The sequence below is a fragment of the Thermohalobaculum xanthum genome (genome assembly GCF_016623495.1).
Lineage (GTDB): Bacteria > Pseudomonadota > Alphaproteobacteria > Rhodobacterales > Rhodobacteraceae > Thermohalobaculum > Thermohalobaculum xanthum.
Map to the genome: position 1 here is coordinate 104082 of NZ_JAEHHL010000007.1, position 17279 is coordinate 121360.

The 17279-nt window shown below is 69.0% G+C and carries 14 protein-coding genes; 12 read left to right on the plus strand and 2 right to left on the minus strand.

Translation table 11 applies throughout. The features are described from left to right. The first annotated feature begins 55 nt into the window (after positions 1–55). The 7 genes from H0I76_RS12260 to H0I76_RS12290 all read left to right on the plus strand — a co-directional run bounded on the left by H0I76_RS12260 (position 56) and on the right by H0I76_RS12290 (position 8018). Positions 56–1849, plus strand: coding sequence for an acyl-CoA dehydrogenase C-terminal domain-containing protein (locus H0I76_RS12260; RefSeq protein ID WP_200610194.1), 1794 nt, complete (start codon positions 56–58; stop codon positions 1847–1849). Positions 1850–1981: 132 nt separating this feature from the next. Beyond that, positions 1982–2620: a glutathione S-transferase family protein gene (locus H0I76_RS12265; RefSeq protein WP_200610196.1), complete on the plus strand. Its 639-nt coding sequence runs from the start codon at positions 1982–1984 to the stop codon at positions 2618–2620. A 5-nt stretch (positions 2621–2625) separates the two neighbouring features. Further along, on the plus strand, positions 2626–3102 hold the full coding sequence (locus tag H0I76_RS12270) for a GFA family protein (RefSeq protein WP_200610198.1): 477 nt from the start codon (positions 2626–2628) through the stop codon (positions 3100–3102). Next, positions 3099–4310, plus strand: a complete 1212-nt coding sequence (locus H0I76_RS12275; RefSeq protein ID WP_200610200.1) for an acetyl-CoA C-acetyltransferase — start codon at positions 3099–3101, stop codon at positions 4308–4310. Before H0I76_RS12270 ends, H0I76_RS12275 begins: the two co-directional genes overlap by 4 nt. Before the next feature lie 11 nt (positions 4311–4321). After that, positions 4322–6532, plus strand: a complete 2211-nt coding sequence (locus H0I76_RS12280) for a 3-hydroxyacyl-CoA dehydrogenase NAD-binding domain-containing protein (protein ID WP_200610202.1) — start codon at positions 4322–4324, stop codon at positions 6530–6532. A gap of 97 nt (positions 6533–6629) precedes the next feature. Further along, the gene (locus H0I76_RS12285) at positions 6630–7577 is read left to right on the plus strand and encodes a D-2-hydroxyacid dehydrogenase (RefSeq protein ID WP_200610204.1); all 948 of its coding nucleotides are present in this window, start codon (positions 6630–6632) and stop codon (positions 7575–7577) included. A 183-nt stretch (positions 7578–7760) separates the two neighbouring features. Further along, a complete protein-coding gene (locus H0I76_RS12290; protein WP_200610206.1) occupies positions 7761–8018 on the plus strand; it encodes a hypothetical protein in 258 nt (85 codons plus the stop codon). A gap of 43 nt (positions 8019–8061) precedes the next feature. Here H0I76_RS12290 and H0I76_RS12295 read toward each other — a convergent pair whose 3' ends face one another. Beyond that, positions 8062–8487 (minus strand): universal stress protein, encoded by a 426-nt coding sequence (locus tag H0I76_RS12295; protein ID WP_200610208.1) that lies wholly within the window; start codon positions 8485–8487, stop codon positions 8062–8064. A gap of 158 nt (positions 8488–8645) precedes the next feature. Then, entirely contained in the window at positions 8646–9296 is a 651-nt protein-coding gene (locus H0I76_RS12300; protein WP_200610210.1) for a hypothetical protein, read from the minus strand. Positions 9297–9610: 314 nt separating this feature from the next. Here H0I76_RS12300 and H0I76_RS12305 point away from each other — a divergent pair, with 314 nt between their 5' ends. From H0I76_RS12305 to H0I76_RS12325, 5 genes are read left to right on the plus strand one after another with little or no spacing between them, the layout of a single operon-like run. Beyond that, positions 9611–12037: a GcvT family protein gene (locus H0I76_RS12305; RefSeq protein ID WP_200610212.1), complete on the plus strand. Its 2427-nt coding sequence runs from the start codon at positions 9611–9613 to the stop codon at positions 12035–12037. Further along, entirely contained in the window at positions 12037–13305 is a 1269-nt protein-coding gene (locus H0I76_RS12310; protein WP_200610213.1) for a sarcosine oxidase subunit beta family protein, read from the plus strand. The genes H0I76_RS12305 and H0I76_RS12310 overlap by 1 nt, the downstream gene beginning before the upstream one ends. A 9-nt stretch (positions 13306–13314) precedes the next feature. Continuing rightward, on the plus strand, positions 13315–13602 hold the full coding sequence (locus H0I76_RS12315; RefSeq protein WP_200610215.1) for a sarcosine oxidase subunit delta: 288 nt from the start codon (positions 13315–13317) through the stop codon (positions 13600–13602). After that, complete coding sequence (locus H0I76_RS12320; RefSeq protein ID WP_200610217.1) at positions 13599–16604, plus strand: sarcosine oxidase subunit alpha family protein; 3006 nt, start codon at positions 13599–13601, stop codon at positions 16602–16604. The genes H0I76_RS12315 and H0I76_RS12320 overlap by 4 nt, the downstream gene beginning before the upstream one ends. Next, positions 16597–17172, plus strand: a complete 576-nt coding sequence (locus H0I76_RS12325) for a sarcosine oxidase subunit gamma (protein ID WP_200610219.1) — start codon at positions 16597–16599, stop codon at positions 17170–17172. The genes H0I76_RS12320 and H0I76_RS12325 overlap by 8 nt, the downstream gene beginning before the upstream one ends. Positions 17173–17279: the final 107 nt, after the last annotated feature.

Consider the following 17279-nt stretch of genomic DNA (forward strand, 5'->3'; position numbering starts at 1 on the left):
CCCCGCGTCGACGCAGCGTCGATCCAGCACCGCCGCTCAAGCAAAGGGACTCGCGATGCCCGCATACACCCCACCGCTCGACGACTACCGCTTCATTCTCCACGAGGTGCTGAAGGTCCACGAGGAAACCGCGATCGAGGGATATGACGAGCTGACCGAGGACATGACCGGGCAGATCCTCGAGGAAGCAGGCAAGATCGCGCGCGACGTCCTCGCCCCGCTCAACGCGACCGGCGACGACCAGGGCTGCCGGCTCGAGAACGGCGTGGTGCATACGCCCGCGGGGTTCAGGGATGCCTGGAACCTGCTGGTCGAGGGCGGATGGCCGTCGATGGAATGCGACCCGGAGTTCGGCGGACAGGGCGTGCCTTCGGTCTTGAACATGACCGTCGGCCTGACGCAGTCCTCGGCCAACATGGCCTTCATGATGTATTCGGGCCTGACGCATGGCGCCTATTCGGCGATCCATACGCATGGCACGGACGAGCAGAAGCGCATGTACCTGCCGAAGCTCGTCTCGGGCGAGTGGACCGGCACCATGAACCTGACCGAGCCGCAATGTGGCACCGATCTGGGCCTCGTGCGCACCAAGGCCGAGCCCGCCGCGGACGGAAGCTGGAAAGTCACGGGGCAGAAGATCTTCATCTCGTCGGGCGAGCATGACCTGGCGGCGAACATCATTCACCTTGTGCTCGCGCGCACGCCGGGTGCGGCCGAGGGCACCCGCGGCCTCTCGCTCTTCATCGTGCCGAAATACCTGGTCGGCGCCGATGGCGGCCTTGGCGAGCGCAACGCCCTCTCCTGCGGCAAGGTCGAGGAGAAGATGGGCATCCACGGCAACGCGACCTGCGTCATGAACTATGACGGCGCGTCGGGCTGGATGGTCGGCGAGGAGGGCAAGGGCCTGCGCGCGATGTTCACGATGATGAACGAAGCGCGCCTGCTGGTCGGCATGCAGGGGCTGTCGCAGGCGTCGGCCGCCTACCGGGCCGCGGCCGCCTACGCCAAGGACCGCCTGCAGGGCAGATCGGTCACGGGCGCGGCCGAGCCCGACAAGCCGGCCGACCCACTGATCGTGCATGCCGACGTGCGCCGCCTGCTGCTCGACCAGAAGGCCTTCGTCGAGGGTGGCATCGGGTTCCTGTGCTGGGTGACCATGCTGCTCGATGCCGAGAAGCGCCATACGGACCCGAAGATGCGCGAGAAGGCGGGCGACATGGTCGCGCTGCTGACCCCGGTCATCAAGGGCTTCCTGACCGAGGAAGGGTTCCGGCTGACGGTGAACGCGCAGCAGATCTTCGGCGGGCATGGCTATATCGAGGAAACGGGCATGTCGCAGTTCGTGCGCGATGCCCGCATCGCCATGATCTACGAGGGCACCACCGGGGTGCAGGCGCTCGACCTGGTGGGGCGCAAGCTCGCGCTCAGGGGCGGGCAGCCGATCATGACCTTCTTCGAGTACGTGAAGGGCTACATCCGCGACAACGAGGACGACCTCGCGCTTGCCAAGGACTTCCTCAACCCGCTCAAGCAGGCGTCGAAGGACCTGCAGCAGGCGGCCATGTTCTTCATGCAGGCCGGCATGAAGAACCCGAATGCCGCGCTGGCTGGTTCGGTCGATTTTCTCCATCTTTTCGGGCATGTCTGCATGGGTCTGGCCTGGGCGAGGATGGCCAAGGCCGCGCATCGCGCGATCCAGGAAGGGCATGGCGACCGCGCCTTCTACGAGGCGAAGATCGTCACCGGCCGGTACTACATGCGCCGTGTCCTGCCCGAGACCGGGCTGAGGCTCGCACGGATCGAGACGGGCGCGGACCCCGTCATGGACCTGCCCGCCGACGCATTTTGAATGGCGCGGGGCAGGCCGAATCGTTCACGCTCGGCACGCGCGCGCGCCGATTTCGGTTCCGGACCGGCGCGCGTTCGCGGGAGGGCGCCAAAGCCCGATCGCGAGGACGAGCCAGGCATCGAGGAGATCCAGATGGCCGAGTTCCGCCTTCACTGCTTCGCCCAGTCGGGCAACGCCTACAAGGTCGCCCTCATGCTCGAGCTTTCCGGGGCGGACTGGGAGCCGGTGCTGGTCGATTTCTTCGCGGGCGGCACGCGCGAGCCCGGCTTCAGGGCGATGAACCCGATGGGCGAGGTGCCGGTGCTGGAGCATCGCGGCGAGGTGCTCACCCAGTCCGGCGCGATCCTCGACTATCTCGCCGAGGTCCTCGGGACCTTCCGGCCCGCGCCCGCCCAGGCACGCGAGGTGCTGCGCTGGATCCTGTGGGACAACCACAAGCTCACCGCGAGCCTTGCGACATGGCGCTTTCTCATGAATTTCCTGCCCGAGGAGAAGCGCAACGCGGACGTGATCGCCTTCCTCGAGGGCCGGGCGCGCGTCGCGCTCAAGGTGCTCGACCAGCACCTGCAGTCACGGGACTGGATTGTCGGAGGCCAGCCCACGATCGCCGACCTGTCCTGCGCCGGCTACATGTTCTACCCTGAGGAATACCCGGTCGACTGGCAAGGCGAGTACCCCGCCGTCACGGCATGGGCCGCGCGCATCGCGGCGCTTCCCGGCTGGAAGCACCCCTACGACCTGATGCCGGGCCACCCGCTGCCAAGGAGCTGAGCCGGATGCCCGACGAGCCAACATATGCGACCGGCGGCTGCCAGTGCGGGCGCGTGCGCTTCCGTGTCACCGAAGGGCTGGGGCGCGCAAACCTGTGCCACTGCCGGATGTGCCAGCGCGCCACCGGAAATGCCTTCGCGCCGCTTGTCACGGCCCGCGGCGTCGTGTTCGAGGGCGAGCCCGCCCGCTTCGCGAGTTCGAACGTGGCCGAGCGGGGCTATTGCCGGGACTGCGGCACACCGCTGTTCTACGCGCCCCTGGGCTCGGATGCGGTCGAGTTGATGATCGGCGCCCTCGATGACCCCGAGGCGGCGCGCCCTGCCCTGCATTACGGGATCGAGAGCCGCCTTGGCTGGCTCCACCTCGCCGACGGGCTGCCAGAATACGAAACTCGCCCCGGCGGCCTGTCCGGCACCGGGCCGGGAACCATCACGAGCAGGCAGCACCCGGTTCCGGGTGAGGCTGCGGAGGAGGACCGATGACCGACGCCTACATCTTTGACGCCGTGCGCTCGCCGCGTGGCAAGGGAAAGAGGGACGGCAGCCTGCACGAAGTGACCGCGCTCTCGCTCTCGGCGCAGATGCTGAACGCGATCCGCGACCGCAACGAGCTCGACACGGCGCTGGTCGAGGACGTGATCTGGGGCTGCGTCACGCCGGTGGGCGAGCAGGGCGGCGAGATCGCGCGCTCGGCCGTCCTTTATGCCGGCTGGGCCGAGACGGTTCCGGGCCTCCACATCAATCGCTTCTGCGCCAGCGGGCTCGAGGCCGTGAACCTTGCCGCCAACCAGGTGCGCGCGGGCGTGGGCGAGCTCTATGTCGCGGGCGGGGTCGAGATGATGAGCCGCGTGCCGATGGGCTCGGACGGCTTCGCGATCGGCATCGATCCCTACATCGCGATGAAGACCTATTTCGTGCCGCAGGGCATTTCGGCCGACATCATCGCCACCGAGTACGGCTTCTCGCGCGACGACGTGGATGCCTATGCGGTCGAGAGCCAGCGCCGCGCCGCGGACGCCTGGGCCGAGGGGCGCTTCGCCAGATCCGTCGTTCCCGTACGCGACATCAACGGGATCGAGATCCTCGTCCGGGACGAATACATGCGGCCGGGCACCGACATGCAGACGCTGGGCGGGCTCAAGCCTTCATTCATGGACATGGGTGAATCGATGCCCGGCTTCGACGCCGTGGCGATCCTGAAGTATCCGCATCTCGAGCGGATCGAGCACGTGCACCACGCGGGCAATTCCTCGGGCATCGTCGACGGCGCGGCGGCCGTGCTGATCGGCTCGCGAGAGGCCGGCGAGAAGCTGGGCCTGAAACCCCGCGCGCGGATCCGCGCGACGGCACGGATCGGCACCGATCCGACCATCATGCTGACGGGCCCGGTTCCCGCGACCGAGAAGGTGCTGCGCGCCGCCGGGATGGAGATCGGCGACATCGATCTGGTCGAGGTCAACGAGGCGTTCTCGTCGGTCGTGCTGCGTTTCATGCAGGCCTTCGACGTCGACCACGACAAGCTCAACGTCAATGGCGGGGCCATCGCCATGGGCCACCCGCTTGGCGCCACCGGGGCGATGATCCTCGGCACGCTTCTCGACGAGTTGGAGCGGACGGGCAAGGCGACCGGGCTCGCGACGCTCTGCGTCGCCTCGGGCATGGGATCGGCGACGATCATCGAGCGGGTCTGAGGGAGAGGGACATGTCAGAGATCTTCAAGTTGTCCATCGAGGACGGGATCGCGACCATCACCTGGGACCTTCCCGGCGCGTCGATGAACGTGCTGAACGAGCAGGGGATCCACGAGCTTGACGCACATGTCGACGCGGTGATCACGGATCCCGCCGTCAAGGGCGTGATCATCACCTCGGCCAAGCCCGACTTCGCCGGCGGGATGGACCTGAACGTCATCGCCAGGATGAAGGCCGAGGCCGAGGCGCGCGGCGGCAACGCTGCCGAGACGATCTTCGGCTTCGTCATGCATCTGCACGGCGTGCTGCGAAAGATCGAGCGCGCGGGTGCGGATCCCAAGACCAACCGGGGCGGCAAGCCTTTCGTCTGGGCATGCCCCGGCACCTCGATGGGCATCGGCACCGAGATCGGCCTCGCCTGCCACCGGCGCATCGCGGCGGACAACCCCAAGGCCAGGATCGGCCTGCCCGAGATCCTGGTGGGCATCTTTCCGGGGGCGGGCGGCACGACGCGGCTGGTGCGGATGCTGGGCCTGATGGGCTCGTCGGAGTTCCTGCTGCAGGGCAAGACACCGAACCCGAAGAAGGCGAAGGCGGGCGGCCTGATCGACGACGTGGTCGAGCCCGAGGGCCTGATGAAGGCGGCGCGCGCCTGGCTCAGGGACGCGACCGAGTCCGATGCGGTGAAGCCATGGGACCGCAAGGGGTTCAAGATCCCCGGCGGAGCGCCCTACACGCCCGACGGCTTCCAGATGTTCCTTGGCGCCGCCGCGATGACGCATGGCCGCACGCAAGGCGTCTACCCGGCGGCGAAGGCGATGCTCTCGGCGGTCTACGAGGGGGCGCTGGTGCCCTTCGACACCGCCGTCCGGATCGAGGCGCGCTGGTTCACCAACGCTCTGATGAACCCCTCTGCCGAGGCAATGATCCGCACGCTCTTCATCTCCAAGCAGGCGCTGGAGAAGGGCGCCTCGCGCCCGGCGGACGTGCCCGACATGAAGGTCTCGCGGCTGGGCGTGCTCGGTGCCGGGATGATGGGAGCGGGCATCGCGCATGTCGCGGCGAGCGCCGGCATCGACGTCGTCCTGATCGACCGCGACCAGGCATCGGCCGACAAGGGACGGGCGACGGTCGCGGGCCTTCTCGACGACGCGGTCAAGAAGAAGCGCATCGACGAGACGACGCGCGACGCGGTGCTCGACCGGATCACCGCCACCCCCGACTACGCCAAGCTCGCGCGTTGCGACCTTGTGGTCGAGGCGGTGTTCGAGGACCCGGCGCTGAAGGCCAGGGTCACCAAGATGGCCGAGAACGTGCTGGGCCCGGACGCGATCTTCGCGACCAACACCTCGACCCTGCCGATCTCGGAGCTGGCCAAGGCGTCGGCCAGTCCCGAGCACTACATCGGCATCCATTTCTTCTCGCCCGTCCACAAGATGAAGCTCGTCGAGATCATCAAGGGCCGCGAGACGGGGCCCGAGGCGGTCGCCAAGGCGCTCGACTTCGTGCGCCAGATCCGCAAGACGCCGATCGTGGTCAACGATGCGCGTTTCTTCTACGCCAATCGCTGCATCCTGCCCTATGTCAACGAGGGCGTGCGGATGCTGTCCGAGGGCGTCGCCCCGGCCCTGATCGAGAACGCGGCCAAGCAGATGGGGATGCCGATCGGGCCGCTGCAGCTGTCGGACGAGGTGTCGCTCGAACTCGGCCTCAAGATCGCGATGGCCACCAAGGCCGCGCTGGGCGACGGCTATCCGGAAAGCCCCGCCGACGACGTTCTGCGCGTCATGGTCGAGGACGAAGGCCGCCTGGGCCGCAAGAACGGCAAGGGTTTCTACGCCTATGACGAGCGCGGCAAGCGCAGCGGGCTCTGGTCCGGGCTGTCTGAACTCTGCCCCGTCAGCGAGATCCAGCCGGCTCTGGCCGAGGTCCAGAACCGGCTGATGATGGCGCAGGCGCTGGAGGCCGTCCGCGCGCTCGAAAGCGGCGTCTTGATGGACATTCGCGAGGGCGACGTGGGCGCAATCCTCGGCTGGGGCTTCGCGCCCTGGTCGGGCGGCCCGTTCGGATGGCTCGACATCCTCGGCGCCAACAGGGCGGTCGCGATCTGCGACGACCTCGCCGCACGCCACGGCGTCCGCTTCAGCGCCCCGGCGATGCTGCGCAAGCTGGCCGAGACCGGCGGGCGGTTCTACGGCGCGCCCGCGCGCAAGGCCGCGTGATCCGGCGCAGAAGCGAAGCCGGTCGGCGGGACCCCGCGCGTGCACCGCGGTGCGCGTGCGGGACCGCCGCGCTCGGCGGTGCGTCCGCGGAATTGCCATGCCCGCACCGATTCTGATCCTCGCCGCCGAGGCCGAAGAGGTCGCCCGCCACCTCGGCCCCCGACTCGCCGGCGAGCGGCTGATTGCCGTGACCGGCGCCGATGGGCTCGACGCCGCCCTGGCCGAGGGGCCCGAGATCGCGTTCACGATCCGCCACGAGACGATTCCGCTCGACGCGGCGCGGCGTGCTCTCGCCCATCCGGGACTGCGCTGGCTGCAGGTTGGCGGCTCGGGCTACGAGTGGCTGGGCGATTGGGACCCCTCCCGGCTGACGGTGACCAACGCGGTCGGGGTGCTTGCGCCGTTTCTGGCCGAGACCACGATCGGCGCGATGCTTGCGCTGAGCTTCGGGATGCCGCGCTACCGTGACGACCAGAAGGCGCGCAGGTGGTCCCCCGGGACCTTCCGGCCGCTGGCGGGGCAAAACCTGCTCGTCGTCGGCGCGGGCGCAATCGGCCGCGAGGTCGCCCGACGCGCATCCGCGCTTGGCCTCGACGTGCGCGGCGTCAACCGCTCGGGCCACGCCGCCGGCGGGATCGCGGCGATGCACCCGCTGGCCGAGCTCGACCGTGTCCTGCCATGGGCCGACATCGTCTCCTGCCACCTGCGGCTGACACCGCAGACCGCCGGTGTATTCGACGCGCGGCGCTTTTCACTGATGAAGCCGGGCGCGCTCTTCCTCAACTCCGCGCGCGCGGGATGCGTGGTCGAGCCGGCGCTGAGCAAGGCGCTGGCATCGGGCCATCTGGGCGGCGCTTGGTGCGACGTCTTTGCCGAGGAGCCGCTGCCGGCGGACAGCCCGCTCTGGGACCTTCCCGGGCTCATGATCACGCCGCACTGCGCCGACCAGATCGACGGATGGGCGCTACGCTTCGCGGAATTCTTCGCCGGCAACGTCGAGCGCTATCGGGGCGGCAAGCCGCTCGAGAACGTCGTGGCGCGCTGAGGCTGCCGCGTCGCATGGGTTTTGCGACATACTCGTCGCTATCAGGCGCGCATGATTGCACGTGCCGATGTATCAGACCCGCATCCGCACGATGACACGCCGAAACGGCACCCCCGGCGGACGGCTTCGGGGCGCGCGATCTACGGGATCCAGGCGGACCAACCCATATCGCCGGAGACAATGATGCGCAGACTCGTGCTTGCCGCGATCGCATTCGCGATTACGACCCCTGCCCTGGCCGATACCGTGACCTCGCGGATCGTGAAGATCGACTACCAGAAGAGAACCGTCACGCTGGCGGACAAGACGGTCATGGCGATCGACAAGTCGGTCGATCTCGCCACCGTACCGACCGGTGAGCCGGTCACCCTCGCGACGCAGATCGACGAGAACGGCATCGCCCCGATCACCGAGATCAAGCCGGCGACACCGCGCGGCTGACGGACGGGCGAACCATCACAGGCGGGGACCTCCTGGCCCCCGCTCAATCCCGTGCGACGACGACCGTCTGCTTGGCGTGACGCACGACGCGCGCCGCGTTCGGCCCGAGCAGGTACTGCCGGGCGTCCGGGCGGCTCGCTCCCACGACGATGACGTCGCATTTCAGACGATCTGCGGTGCGGATGATCTCGTCATAGACCGTGCCATGCGCGACATGCGGCACGGCCTTGATGCCCGCCGGCATGTGCTCGGCCATCCAGCGTCTCAGGCCGCCCGTCATGTCCTTGAGGGCCGCACCCTCGAAATCCTTGTCGAAATAGCTCCCGAGGATCGAGAAGCGCAGTTCCGGCAAGACCGCGAGCACGTGGATCTCGGCGCCGCTGGCCGCGAGATCGGAGGCAATCTCCACCGACTTCTTCCAGCTTGCAGCCGCATCAAGATCGACCGGCAGAAGGACCTTCCTGAACATGGCGCCCCCGTCTTGCTCGTGAGTTGCATGTTTCCCGGTCATGCCGGGCCCTCATTTCTCCCGAAGTATTCACCGATCCGCCAGCACCGCGCCAGCGCGGGATGCGACGCCGGGGGATCACGCGGCGACAGCAATGTCGCATTCCGACATCGCGGGTGTCACGGAAGATCGACGGGCCCGATATCGGGCAGCGCCCCGCCCGGCGCCCGGCTTCCTCGCGGCGAAGCGGCAGAACCGGGGAAACCGAATGCACCGCCCTGCATCCGCTCGTTCACGTCGAACGCACCCGGCAGGTCCGGACGCGTCGCGGCACGGTCGGCCGCGGCACGGCGCTGGGCATCGATCTCGACCGCGCGCCTGAGCGCGTTCTCGTCCTGCGCCGCGGCGCGGCGAGTTCTCTCGCGGCCGTGCCTCCCATCGGCGGAAACGATACCGGCCCCCGCCGCCTTCTCGCGCCGGCGCTGCGCGGCTTCCAGCGCCTTCACGTCGCGGTCGTGGGCGCGGCCCTCGGCCGCCTCGCGCCGCTGCCGGTCGCGGCGCGCCTCGGCATCCGCCATCGCCGACGACACGTCCGCCGCCGTCGCGCGCCGCGACGCGTCCGCCTCGGAGCCAAGCGCGTCCCGGTGGAGTGCCGCGGGACCCGCCGTGGAAGCCTGCGCGCCTTGTGCCGTCGCTTGCGCGGTATCAGCTTGCGCCGCTGCCCCGCCCGCAGTCCGCGACGGCGCGAAGTAGGTGTAGGGATCCTCGCGCGCGCGGTCGTAATCGAACCCGTCGCCACCGTTCTCGCACCCGGCCAGGGCCGCGGCCACGATCAAGACCGCCGCGCACAGGCAGGCGCGAGCACGCGGGCTCCCCTCGATGGGGGCGATGCGTCGGCAACCAGACATGCGACCTCACAACAGCGACAGGGCGCCGGGAATCGGTTCGGGCGTCCCATGGTAGATCGGTCTCCCGAGGCTCGGCTGCAACCTTGTGGATAGCGACGCGCTGCCAAGGGCGCCGAAGGCGGGCATGACTGTCGCATTTACTGTCGCAAAACCGGCCGCAATCGACGAGATCGCGCCGGGTAGTCCGCCGGAATCCTGCTTTCATGCCCGACGACTTCGGATCAGGGAGAGACTCGATGAAAACCCATGCGCGCGTGGTCGTGATTGGCGGCGGCGTTGTCGGCTGCTCGGTGCTGTATCATCTCGCGCGCGGCGGATGGACCGACGTGATGCTGCTCGAGCGCTCCGAGCTCACCTCGGGCTCGACCTGGCACGCGGCCGGCGGCTGCCACACCATCAACGGCGATCCGAACGTCGCCAAGCTCCAGAAATACACGATCGAGCTCTACAAGGAGATCGAGGAGCTCTCGGGCCAGGCCACCGGCTTCCACATGACCGGCGGCGTCATGCTGGCCTCGACGCCCGAGCGGTTCGACTGGCTCAAGTCGATGCGCGCGAAGGGCCGCTACCAGAGCATCGAATCTGAAGTCATCACCCCCGAGGAGGCGCACGAGCTGATGCCGCTCCTCGATCCGGCGCAGTTCGTGGGCGCGCTGAGGACGGTGGTCGACGGCCATCTCGACCCGTCGGGCGTCACCTACGCCTATGCCAAGTCGGCGAAGAAGCTCGGCGCGACCATCGAGACGCACACCATGGTCACCGGCATCTCGCGCAAGATGGGCGGCGGCTGGGTGGTTCACACCGACAAGGGCGACGTGACCTGCGAGCATGTCGTCAACGCCGGCGGCCTATGGGCGCGCGAGGTCGGGCGCATGGTCGGCCTGACCATTCCGATCCTGGCCATGGAGCACATGTACCTCATCACCGAGGACATGCCCGAAGTGGCCGAGGTCAACGCCAAGACCGGCAAGGAGGTCATCCACGCGGTCGACTTCGACGGCGAGCTCTACCTGCGCCAGGAGCGCGGCGGCATGCTGATGGGCACCTACGAGAAGGCCTGCGTGCCCTGGTCCGAGCGCACAACACCCTGGGATTTCGGCCACGAGCTCCTGCAGCCGGACATCGACCGCATCGCCCCCTCGCTCGAGGTCGGCTTCCAGCATTTCCCCGCGTTCCAGAACGCCGGCATCAAGCAGATCATCAACGGCCCCTTCACCTTCGCGCCCGACGGCAACCCGCTCGTCGGGCCGATCCGCGGGCTCGACGGGTTCTGGTCGGCTTGCGGCGTGATGGCAGGCTTCAGCCAGGGCGGTGGCGTGGGCCTCGCGCTCGCCAACTGGATGATCCACGGCGATCCGGGCTTCGACGTCTGGGCGATGGACGTGTCGCGCTACGGTGACTGGGCGACCATGGCGTACACCAACCCGAAGGTGCAGGAGAACTATTCGCGGCGCTTCTCGATCAAGTTCCCGAACGAGGAACTCACCGCCGCGCGTCCGCTCAAGACGACGCCGATCTATGACAAGCTGGTCGCGCTCGGCGCGCAGATGGGCGACAGCTGGGGGCTCGAGAGCCCGCTCTGGTTCTCGCCCGACGGCACCAAGGACGTGTTCCAGTGGCGTCGCTCGACCGACTTCCCGCATGTGAAGGCCGAGGTCGCGGCGGTTCGCAACGGCGTGGGCATGATGGAGATCTCGGGCTTCTCGAAGTTCTTCGTCCGCGGTCCGGGCGCACGGGACTTCCTCGACCGGATGCTGGCCTGCAAGATCCCCGCGACCGGCCGCATGACGCTGGCGCCTATGCTCAAGGAGAACGGCAAGCTGCAGGGCGACCTGTCGCTGGCCACGCTCGGCGACGAGGAGTTCTTCCTCGCCGGCTCGGGCATGGCCGAGGTCTTCTACGCGCGCTGGTTCGACCGCTTCATGCCGACCGACGGCTCGGTCCGCCTCGACGTGGTCGGCCTGGGGCTGTGCGGCCTCTCGATCGCGGGCCCGAAGGCGCGCGAGGTGCTGGCCGCCGTCACGCATGAGGACGTCTCGAACGCCGGCTTCCGCTTCATGTCGGTGCGCCGCATGGATGTGGGCCATGCGCCCTGCATCGTCGGGCGCGTGAGCTTCACCGGCGACCTCGGCTACGAGATCTGGATGAAGCCGGAATACCAGCGCCACGTCTTCGACCGGCTGATGGAGGCGGGCAAGGCCCATGGCCTGCGTCTCTTCGGCCTCAGGGCGCTCAACGCCATGCGGCTCGAGAAGAACTTCGGCGGCTGGGGGCGCGAATACCGCCCGATCTACGGCCCGCTCGAGGCCGGGCTCGATCGCTTCGTCGCCTATGACAAGCCCGCCGATTTCATCGGCAGGCAGGGCGCCGCCGACGAGCGTGCGTCGGGCGGCAAGCTGCGCCTGCGCAGCTTCGTAGTCGAGGCCAGGGACGCCGACGTGATCGGCGACGAGCCGATCTGGCTCGACGGTGCCGTGGTCGGCTGGGTCACCTCGGGCGGCTTCGCCCACAACTCGGGGGTCTCGATGGCGATGGGCTACGTGCCGCGCGAGCATGCGGACGCCGAAGGCCCTTGGCAAATCGAGCTTCTTGGTGAAAAGCTGCCCGCGCGCGTGCAGCACGCGCCAATCTGGGACGCGAACACTGAGAGGATGCGCGGCTGATGCAACGCTATTCCGCGCTCTCGGTCCTCTGGGGAGGACTGACGGGGCAGAAGAACTGGCGGCCGGTCTGGGGCCGGCCGCAGCCGAAGCCGGAATACGATGTCATCATCGTCGGTGGCGGCGGACATGGCCTGGCCACCGCCTATTACCTCGCCAAGGTCCACAAGATCCGCCGCGTCGCGGTGATCGAGAAGGGCTGGCTGGGCGGCGGCAATGCGGGCCGTAACACAACGATCGTGCGCTCGAATTACGGGATCGAGGGCAACACCGAGTTCTACGAGCACTCGCTGAAGCTGTGGGAGAACCTCAGCCACGAGCTGAACTACAACGTCATGTTCAGCCAGCGCGCCCATGTGAACCTGGTGTTCTCGCCCGGCCATCGCGACATGCTGGCGCGCAAGTACAACATCATGCGCCTCAACGGCATCGACGGCGAATACTGGGACCAGGACACCCTGCGCCGGCGCATCCCGCACCTCGACTTCGCGGGCCGCTTTCCGCCGCTTGGCGCCTATGTCCAGCCGCGCGCGGGCACGGCGCGCCATGACGCCGTGAACTGGGGCTTCGCGCGCGCCGCGACCGCGCTGGGCGTCGACATCATCCAGGGCTGCGAGGTCACCGGGTTCATCCGCGAGGGCGGCGCGATCGTGGGCGTGGAGGCCCGCCAAGGCGAGCAGGAATACAGCATCCGCGCCGAGAAAGTCGGGCTCGCGGTGGCCGGCCACACCAGCGTGCTGGCGAAGAAGGCGGGCCTCGGCAAGCTCCCGCTCGAGACGCACAAGCTTCAGGCCTATGTCTCGGAACCGATCAAGCCGTTCCTCGACTGCGTCCTCGTCTATGGCGGCGTCGGCCATTTCTACATCAGCCAATCCGACAAGGGCGGCATGGTCTATGGCGGGCATCTCGACATGTACCCCTCCTACGCGCAGAAGGGGAACCTGCCGATCTACGAGGACGTCGCCGCGGCCTGCATGGCCGTCCTGCCCGCACTGGGGCGCGTCAAGCTGCTCCGGCAGTGGGCCGGCGTGATGGACATGTCGATGGACGGCTCGCCCTTCATCACCAAGACGGACATTCCGGGTCTCTACCTGAATGCCGGCTGGTGCTATGGCGGCTTCAAGGCGACGCCCGGATCGGGCTACTGCTTTGCCCACACGATCGCGCAGGACCGGCCGCACTGGGCGAACGAGAAGCTGACCCTCACCCGCTATCGCGAGGGTCGCCTGATCGACGAAGAGGCGACCGGTCCGACGCCGAAGCTGCACTGAGAGGCTCACATGCTTCGCATTCCCTGCCCTTTTTGCGGCCCGCGTGACCATTCCGAGTTCTCCTACGAGGGCGACGCGTCCGTGACCTATCCGCCGCTCGACGCGCCCGAGGAGGCGTGGTTCGAGGCCGTCTTCCTGCGCGAGGACCGCCGCGGCCCGACCGAGGAGCTCTGGCATCACCTCTATGGCTGCCGCGCCCACGTGATCGTCGAGCGCGACACTCTGACCCACGAGATCACCGGCGCGCGGCTTGCGAACCCGGCGATCCGCGCCGCGCTTTCGGAGGGCGAGGAATGACCAGCTTCCGACTGAACGCCGGGGGCGTCGTCGACCGCTCCCAGCCCCTGCGCTTCGACTGGGACGGCCTGACGATGTCCGGCCTGCAGGGCGACACGCTGGCCTCGGCCCTGCTCGCGAACGGCGTGCGCGTGGTTGGACGCAGCTTCAAGTATCACCGCCCGCGCGGGGTGATGACCGCGGGCCCCGAGGAAGGCGGCGCGCTGGTCACGACCGGGCGCGGCGCGCAGCGCGTGCCGAACGAGAAAGCGCCCATGGTCGAACTCTTCGACGGGCTGCAGGCCTCGGGCCAGAATGCCTGGCCCGGCGTCCGGTTCGACATCGGCGAGATCAACGACCTCTTCGGCCGGTTCTTCACCGCGGGCTTCTACTACAAGACCTTCATGGGCCCCGGCCGCGGCACCTGGGCATGGATGCAGTTCGAGAAGCTGATCCGCCGTGCCGCCGGGATGGGAACGGCCTCGCGCGAGCCCGATCCCGACCAGTACGACATCGTCCACGACTTCTGCGACCTGCTGGTGGTGGGCGCGGGTCCCGCGGGCCTCGCCGCCGCGCGCCAAGCGGCCGAGGACGGGCTCGACGTCATGCTGGTCGAGCAGGACTTCGCCCTTGGCGGGCGCCTGATCGGCTCGACCGAAACCGTCGAGGGACAGCCGGCGGACCAGTGGCTGGCATCGGCCCAGTCGGCCCTGGGGTCGGTGCGCGTGCTGACGCGGGCAACGGCTTTCGGCCTTTACGACGGGAGTATCGTCGGCATCTACGAACGCCTGACGGATCATCTCGCCTCGCCCGACCCCCAGATGCCGCGCGGCGCGATCCGCATCGTGCGGCCGCGGCGCATCGTGCTGACGACGGGCGCGATCGAGCGGCCCGTCGCGTTCGGTGCCAACGACCGCCCGAGGGTCATGCTCGCCGGCGCGATGGAGACCTATGTGCGCCGCTTCGGCGTCGCGCCCGGCAGCCGGGCGGTGGTCGCCACCTGCCATGACGGCGCCTATTCATCGGCGATGGCGCTTGCCGCCGCCGGGATCTCGACCACGCTGCTCGACGCGCGGATGGCTCTGCCGCCGGCCCTTGCGGATGCCGCTAGGTCGGCAGGCATCGAGCTGATGCCGGGCTATGTCCCCGTCGAGGCGCGCGGCCACAAGGGCGTGCGCGGGCTCCAGGTCGGACGCCTTGTCGACGAGGGCAGCCTGGCGCGGTCCGAGCGCGAGATCGCGTGCGACTGCGTCGGAGTCTCCGGCGGCTGGTCGCCTGCCGTGCATCTGGTCAGCCATCGCGGCCACAAGCCGGTCTGGTCGCCCGAGCTTGCCTGTTTCCTGCCCGCCACGGCGCCCGAGGGCGTCGCGCTGGCGGGAGCGGCGCGCGGCGTCTGGGCGACCGATGCGGTTCTGGCCGATGCGCGCACGGCCGCGGCCGACGCCGTCGCCGGGCTCAGGGGCAAGCGCCGCCGCAAGGCCGCCGAGCGCCCCGAGCCGGGTGGATGGGAGACCCCGATCCAGCCGCTCTGGGAGGTCAGGGTCGACGGCGTGAAGCTCAAGAGCTTCGTCGATCCGCAGCACGACGTCACCACCGACGACGTGCGCCAGGCGGCCCGCGAGGGGTATGCCAGCGTCGAGCACATGAAGCGCTACACCACCCTTGGCATGGCGACCGACCAGGGCAAGCTGGGCAACGTCATCGGCCTTGCCCTGCTCGCGGACAGCCTGGGCCAGAGCGTGCCCGAGACCGGCATCACGACCTTCCGCCCGCCCTACACGCCGGTGCCGATCGGCGCCCTGGCGGGGCGTGCGCGCGGCACCCACTGGCAGCCCGAGCGCCGGACGGCGATGCATGACGCGCAGGCCGACGACGGCGCGGTCTTCACGGATGCCGGCCTGTGGAAGCGCGCCTGGTGGCATCCCGCCTTCCCGGGCGAGCCGCTCGAGAACGCCTATGTGCGCGAGGCCCGCGCCGTGCGCTCGACCTGCGGCATGGTGGACGTCTCGACGCTCGGCAAGATCGCGGTCCAGGGCCCCGACGCCGCGGAGTTCCTCGATCGCGTCTTCGTCAACGGTTTCGCCAAGCTGCCGGTGATGAAATGCCGCTACGGCGTCAACCTGCGCGACGACGGCATCGTGATGGACGACGGCGTGACCTGGCGGCTTGCCGAGGACGAGTTCCTGGTGACCTGCACCACTGCCAATGCCGCCAAGATGATGGCCTGGTTCGAGAACCTGCTCGCCTTCCGCTGGCCCGCGCTGCGGGTGCACGTCGCCTCGACCACGGACCAGTGGGCAGGCGTCGCCGTTGCGGGCCCGCGCGCCCGCGCAGCGCTCGAACGCGTCGTCGCCTCGGGCGACGTCTCGAAGGACGGGCTGCCGTTCATGGGCATCGTTCATGCGCGGGTTCGTGTCACCGATGGCGAGATCCCGGCGATGATCGCCCGCATTAGCTTCTCGGGCGAGCTGGCCTTCGAGGTCTACACCCCGTCGGGCTACGGCCCCGCACTGTGGAAGGCGCTGGTCCCGAGCGTCAGGGCCGAGGATGGCTGCGCCTACGGCATGGAAGCGCTTGGCGCGCTCCGGATCGAGAAGGGCCATGTCACCGGCGCCGAACTCGACGGCAGGACCACGCTCGACGATTGCGGGCTGGGCCGCATGGCCTCGACCAAGAAGCCGTTCATCGGCAACGCCCTTCGCCACCGCCCGGAACTGAGCCGGACCGACCGGCCGCAGCTCGCGCATTTCCTCCCCGTGACCGAGGGCGAGAAGTTCTCGATCGGCGCGGTCGTCTGCCGCGAGGGCGAGGTCAAGGGCCACGGCATCGGCTGGATCACCGGCGTGACCGTCGCCCCCGCCCTGGGTGACGGCTGGCTCGGCATCGGCTTCGTCACGGGCGGCCCGGCCGCCTGGGAGGGAAAGACGGTGGTGATTGCAGACCCGATCCGCGGCAGCGAGGTGCGCGCCCGCGTCGCCTCGCCGCATCAGTTCGACCCCAAGGGAGAGCGCATGCATGCCTGAGCGCATCTCGAGCCTCGCGCGCGCGCGCGCGCCCCGCGTCGTCGGCCCCGTGGGCAAGGACGGCCCCGGCATTCGCCTGAGCGAGCGCGCGGTGACGAGCCTGTGGCAGATCTCGGCCTGGCCCGACCGCCTCGCCGCCGCCGGTGCGGCGGCGGCCCGCGCGGCGGACTGCAAGTCGGCACCGGAACCGGGCCGGTCCTCGGCCGGCAAGGCCGCCACGCTGATGCGGGTCGAGCCGCTCAAGTGGTGGCTGGTCTCGGACCAGGAACTCGCGCGCCCCAACCTTGATCTGCAAGACGGCACGGTCCTTGACCTCTCGCACGCCCGGACACCGATCCGCATCGAGGGCCCCGCCGCCGTCGAGCTGATGGCACGCCTTCTGCCGCTGGATCTGCGCCCGGCCGTCTTCCCGCAGGGCGCGGTGGCTTCGAGCGGGCTGCACCATGTTGGCGTCACGGTCCTGGCGCGCGCGGAGGGTTTCGACCTCTTTGCGCCCCAGAGCTTCGCCCTCTCGCTGTTCGAGCATATCACGCACGTCGCGGCCCAGTTCGGCGTCGAGATCGACTGACGCGGGCCGCGGGCCCTGTCAGCCCTTCCCGGCGCAGCGCCCCGCGCCAGTCGTGCCGGGACCTGAGGCGGCGCCCACGGCGCCGTCGCAACATTCGGGCCTTTCCT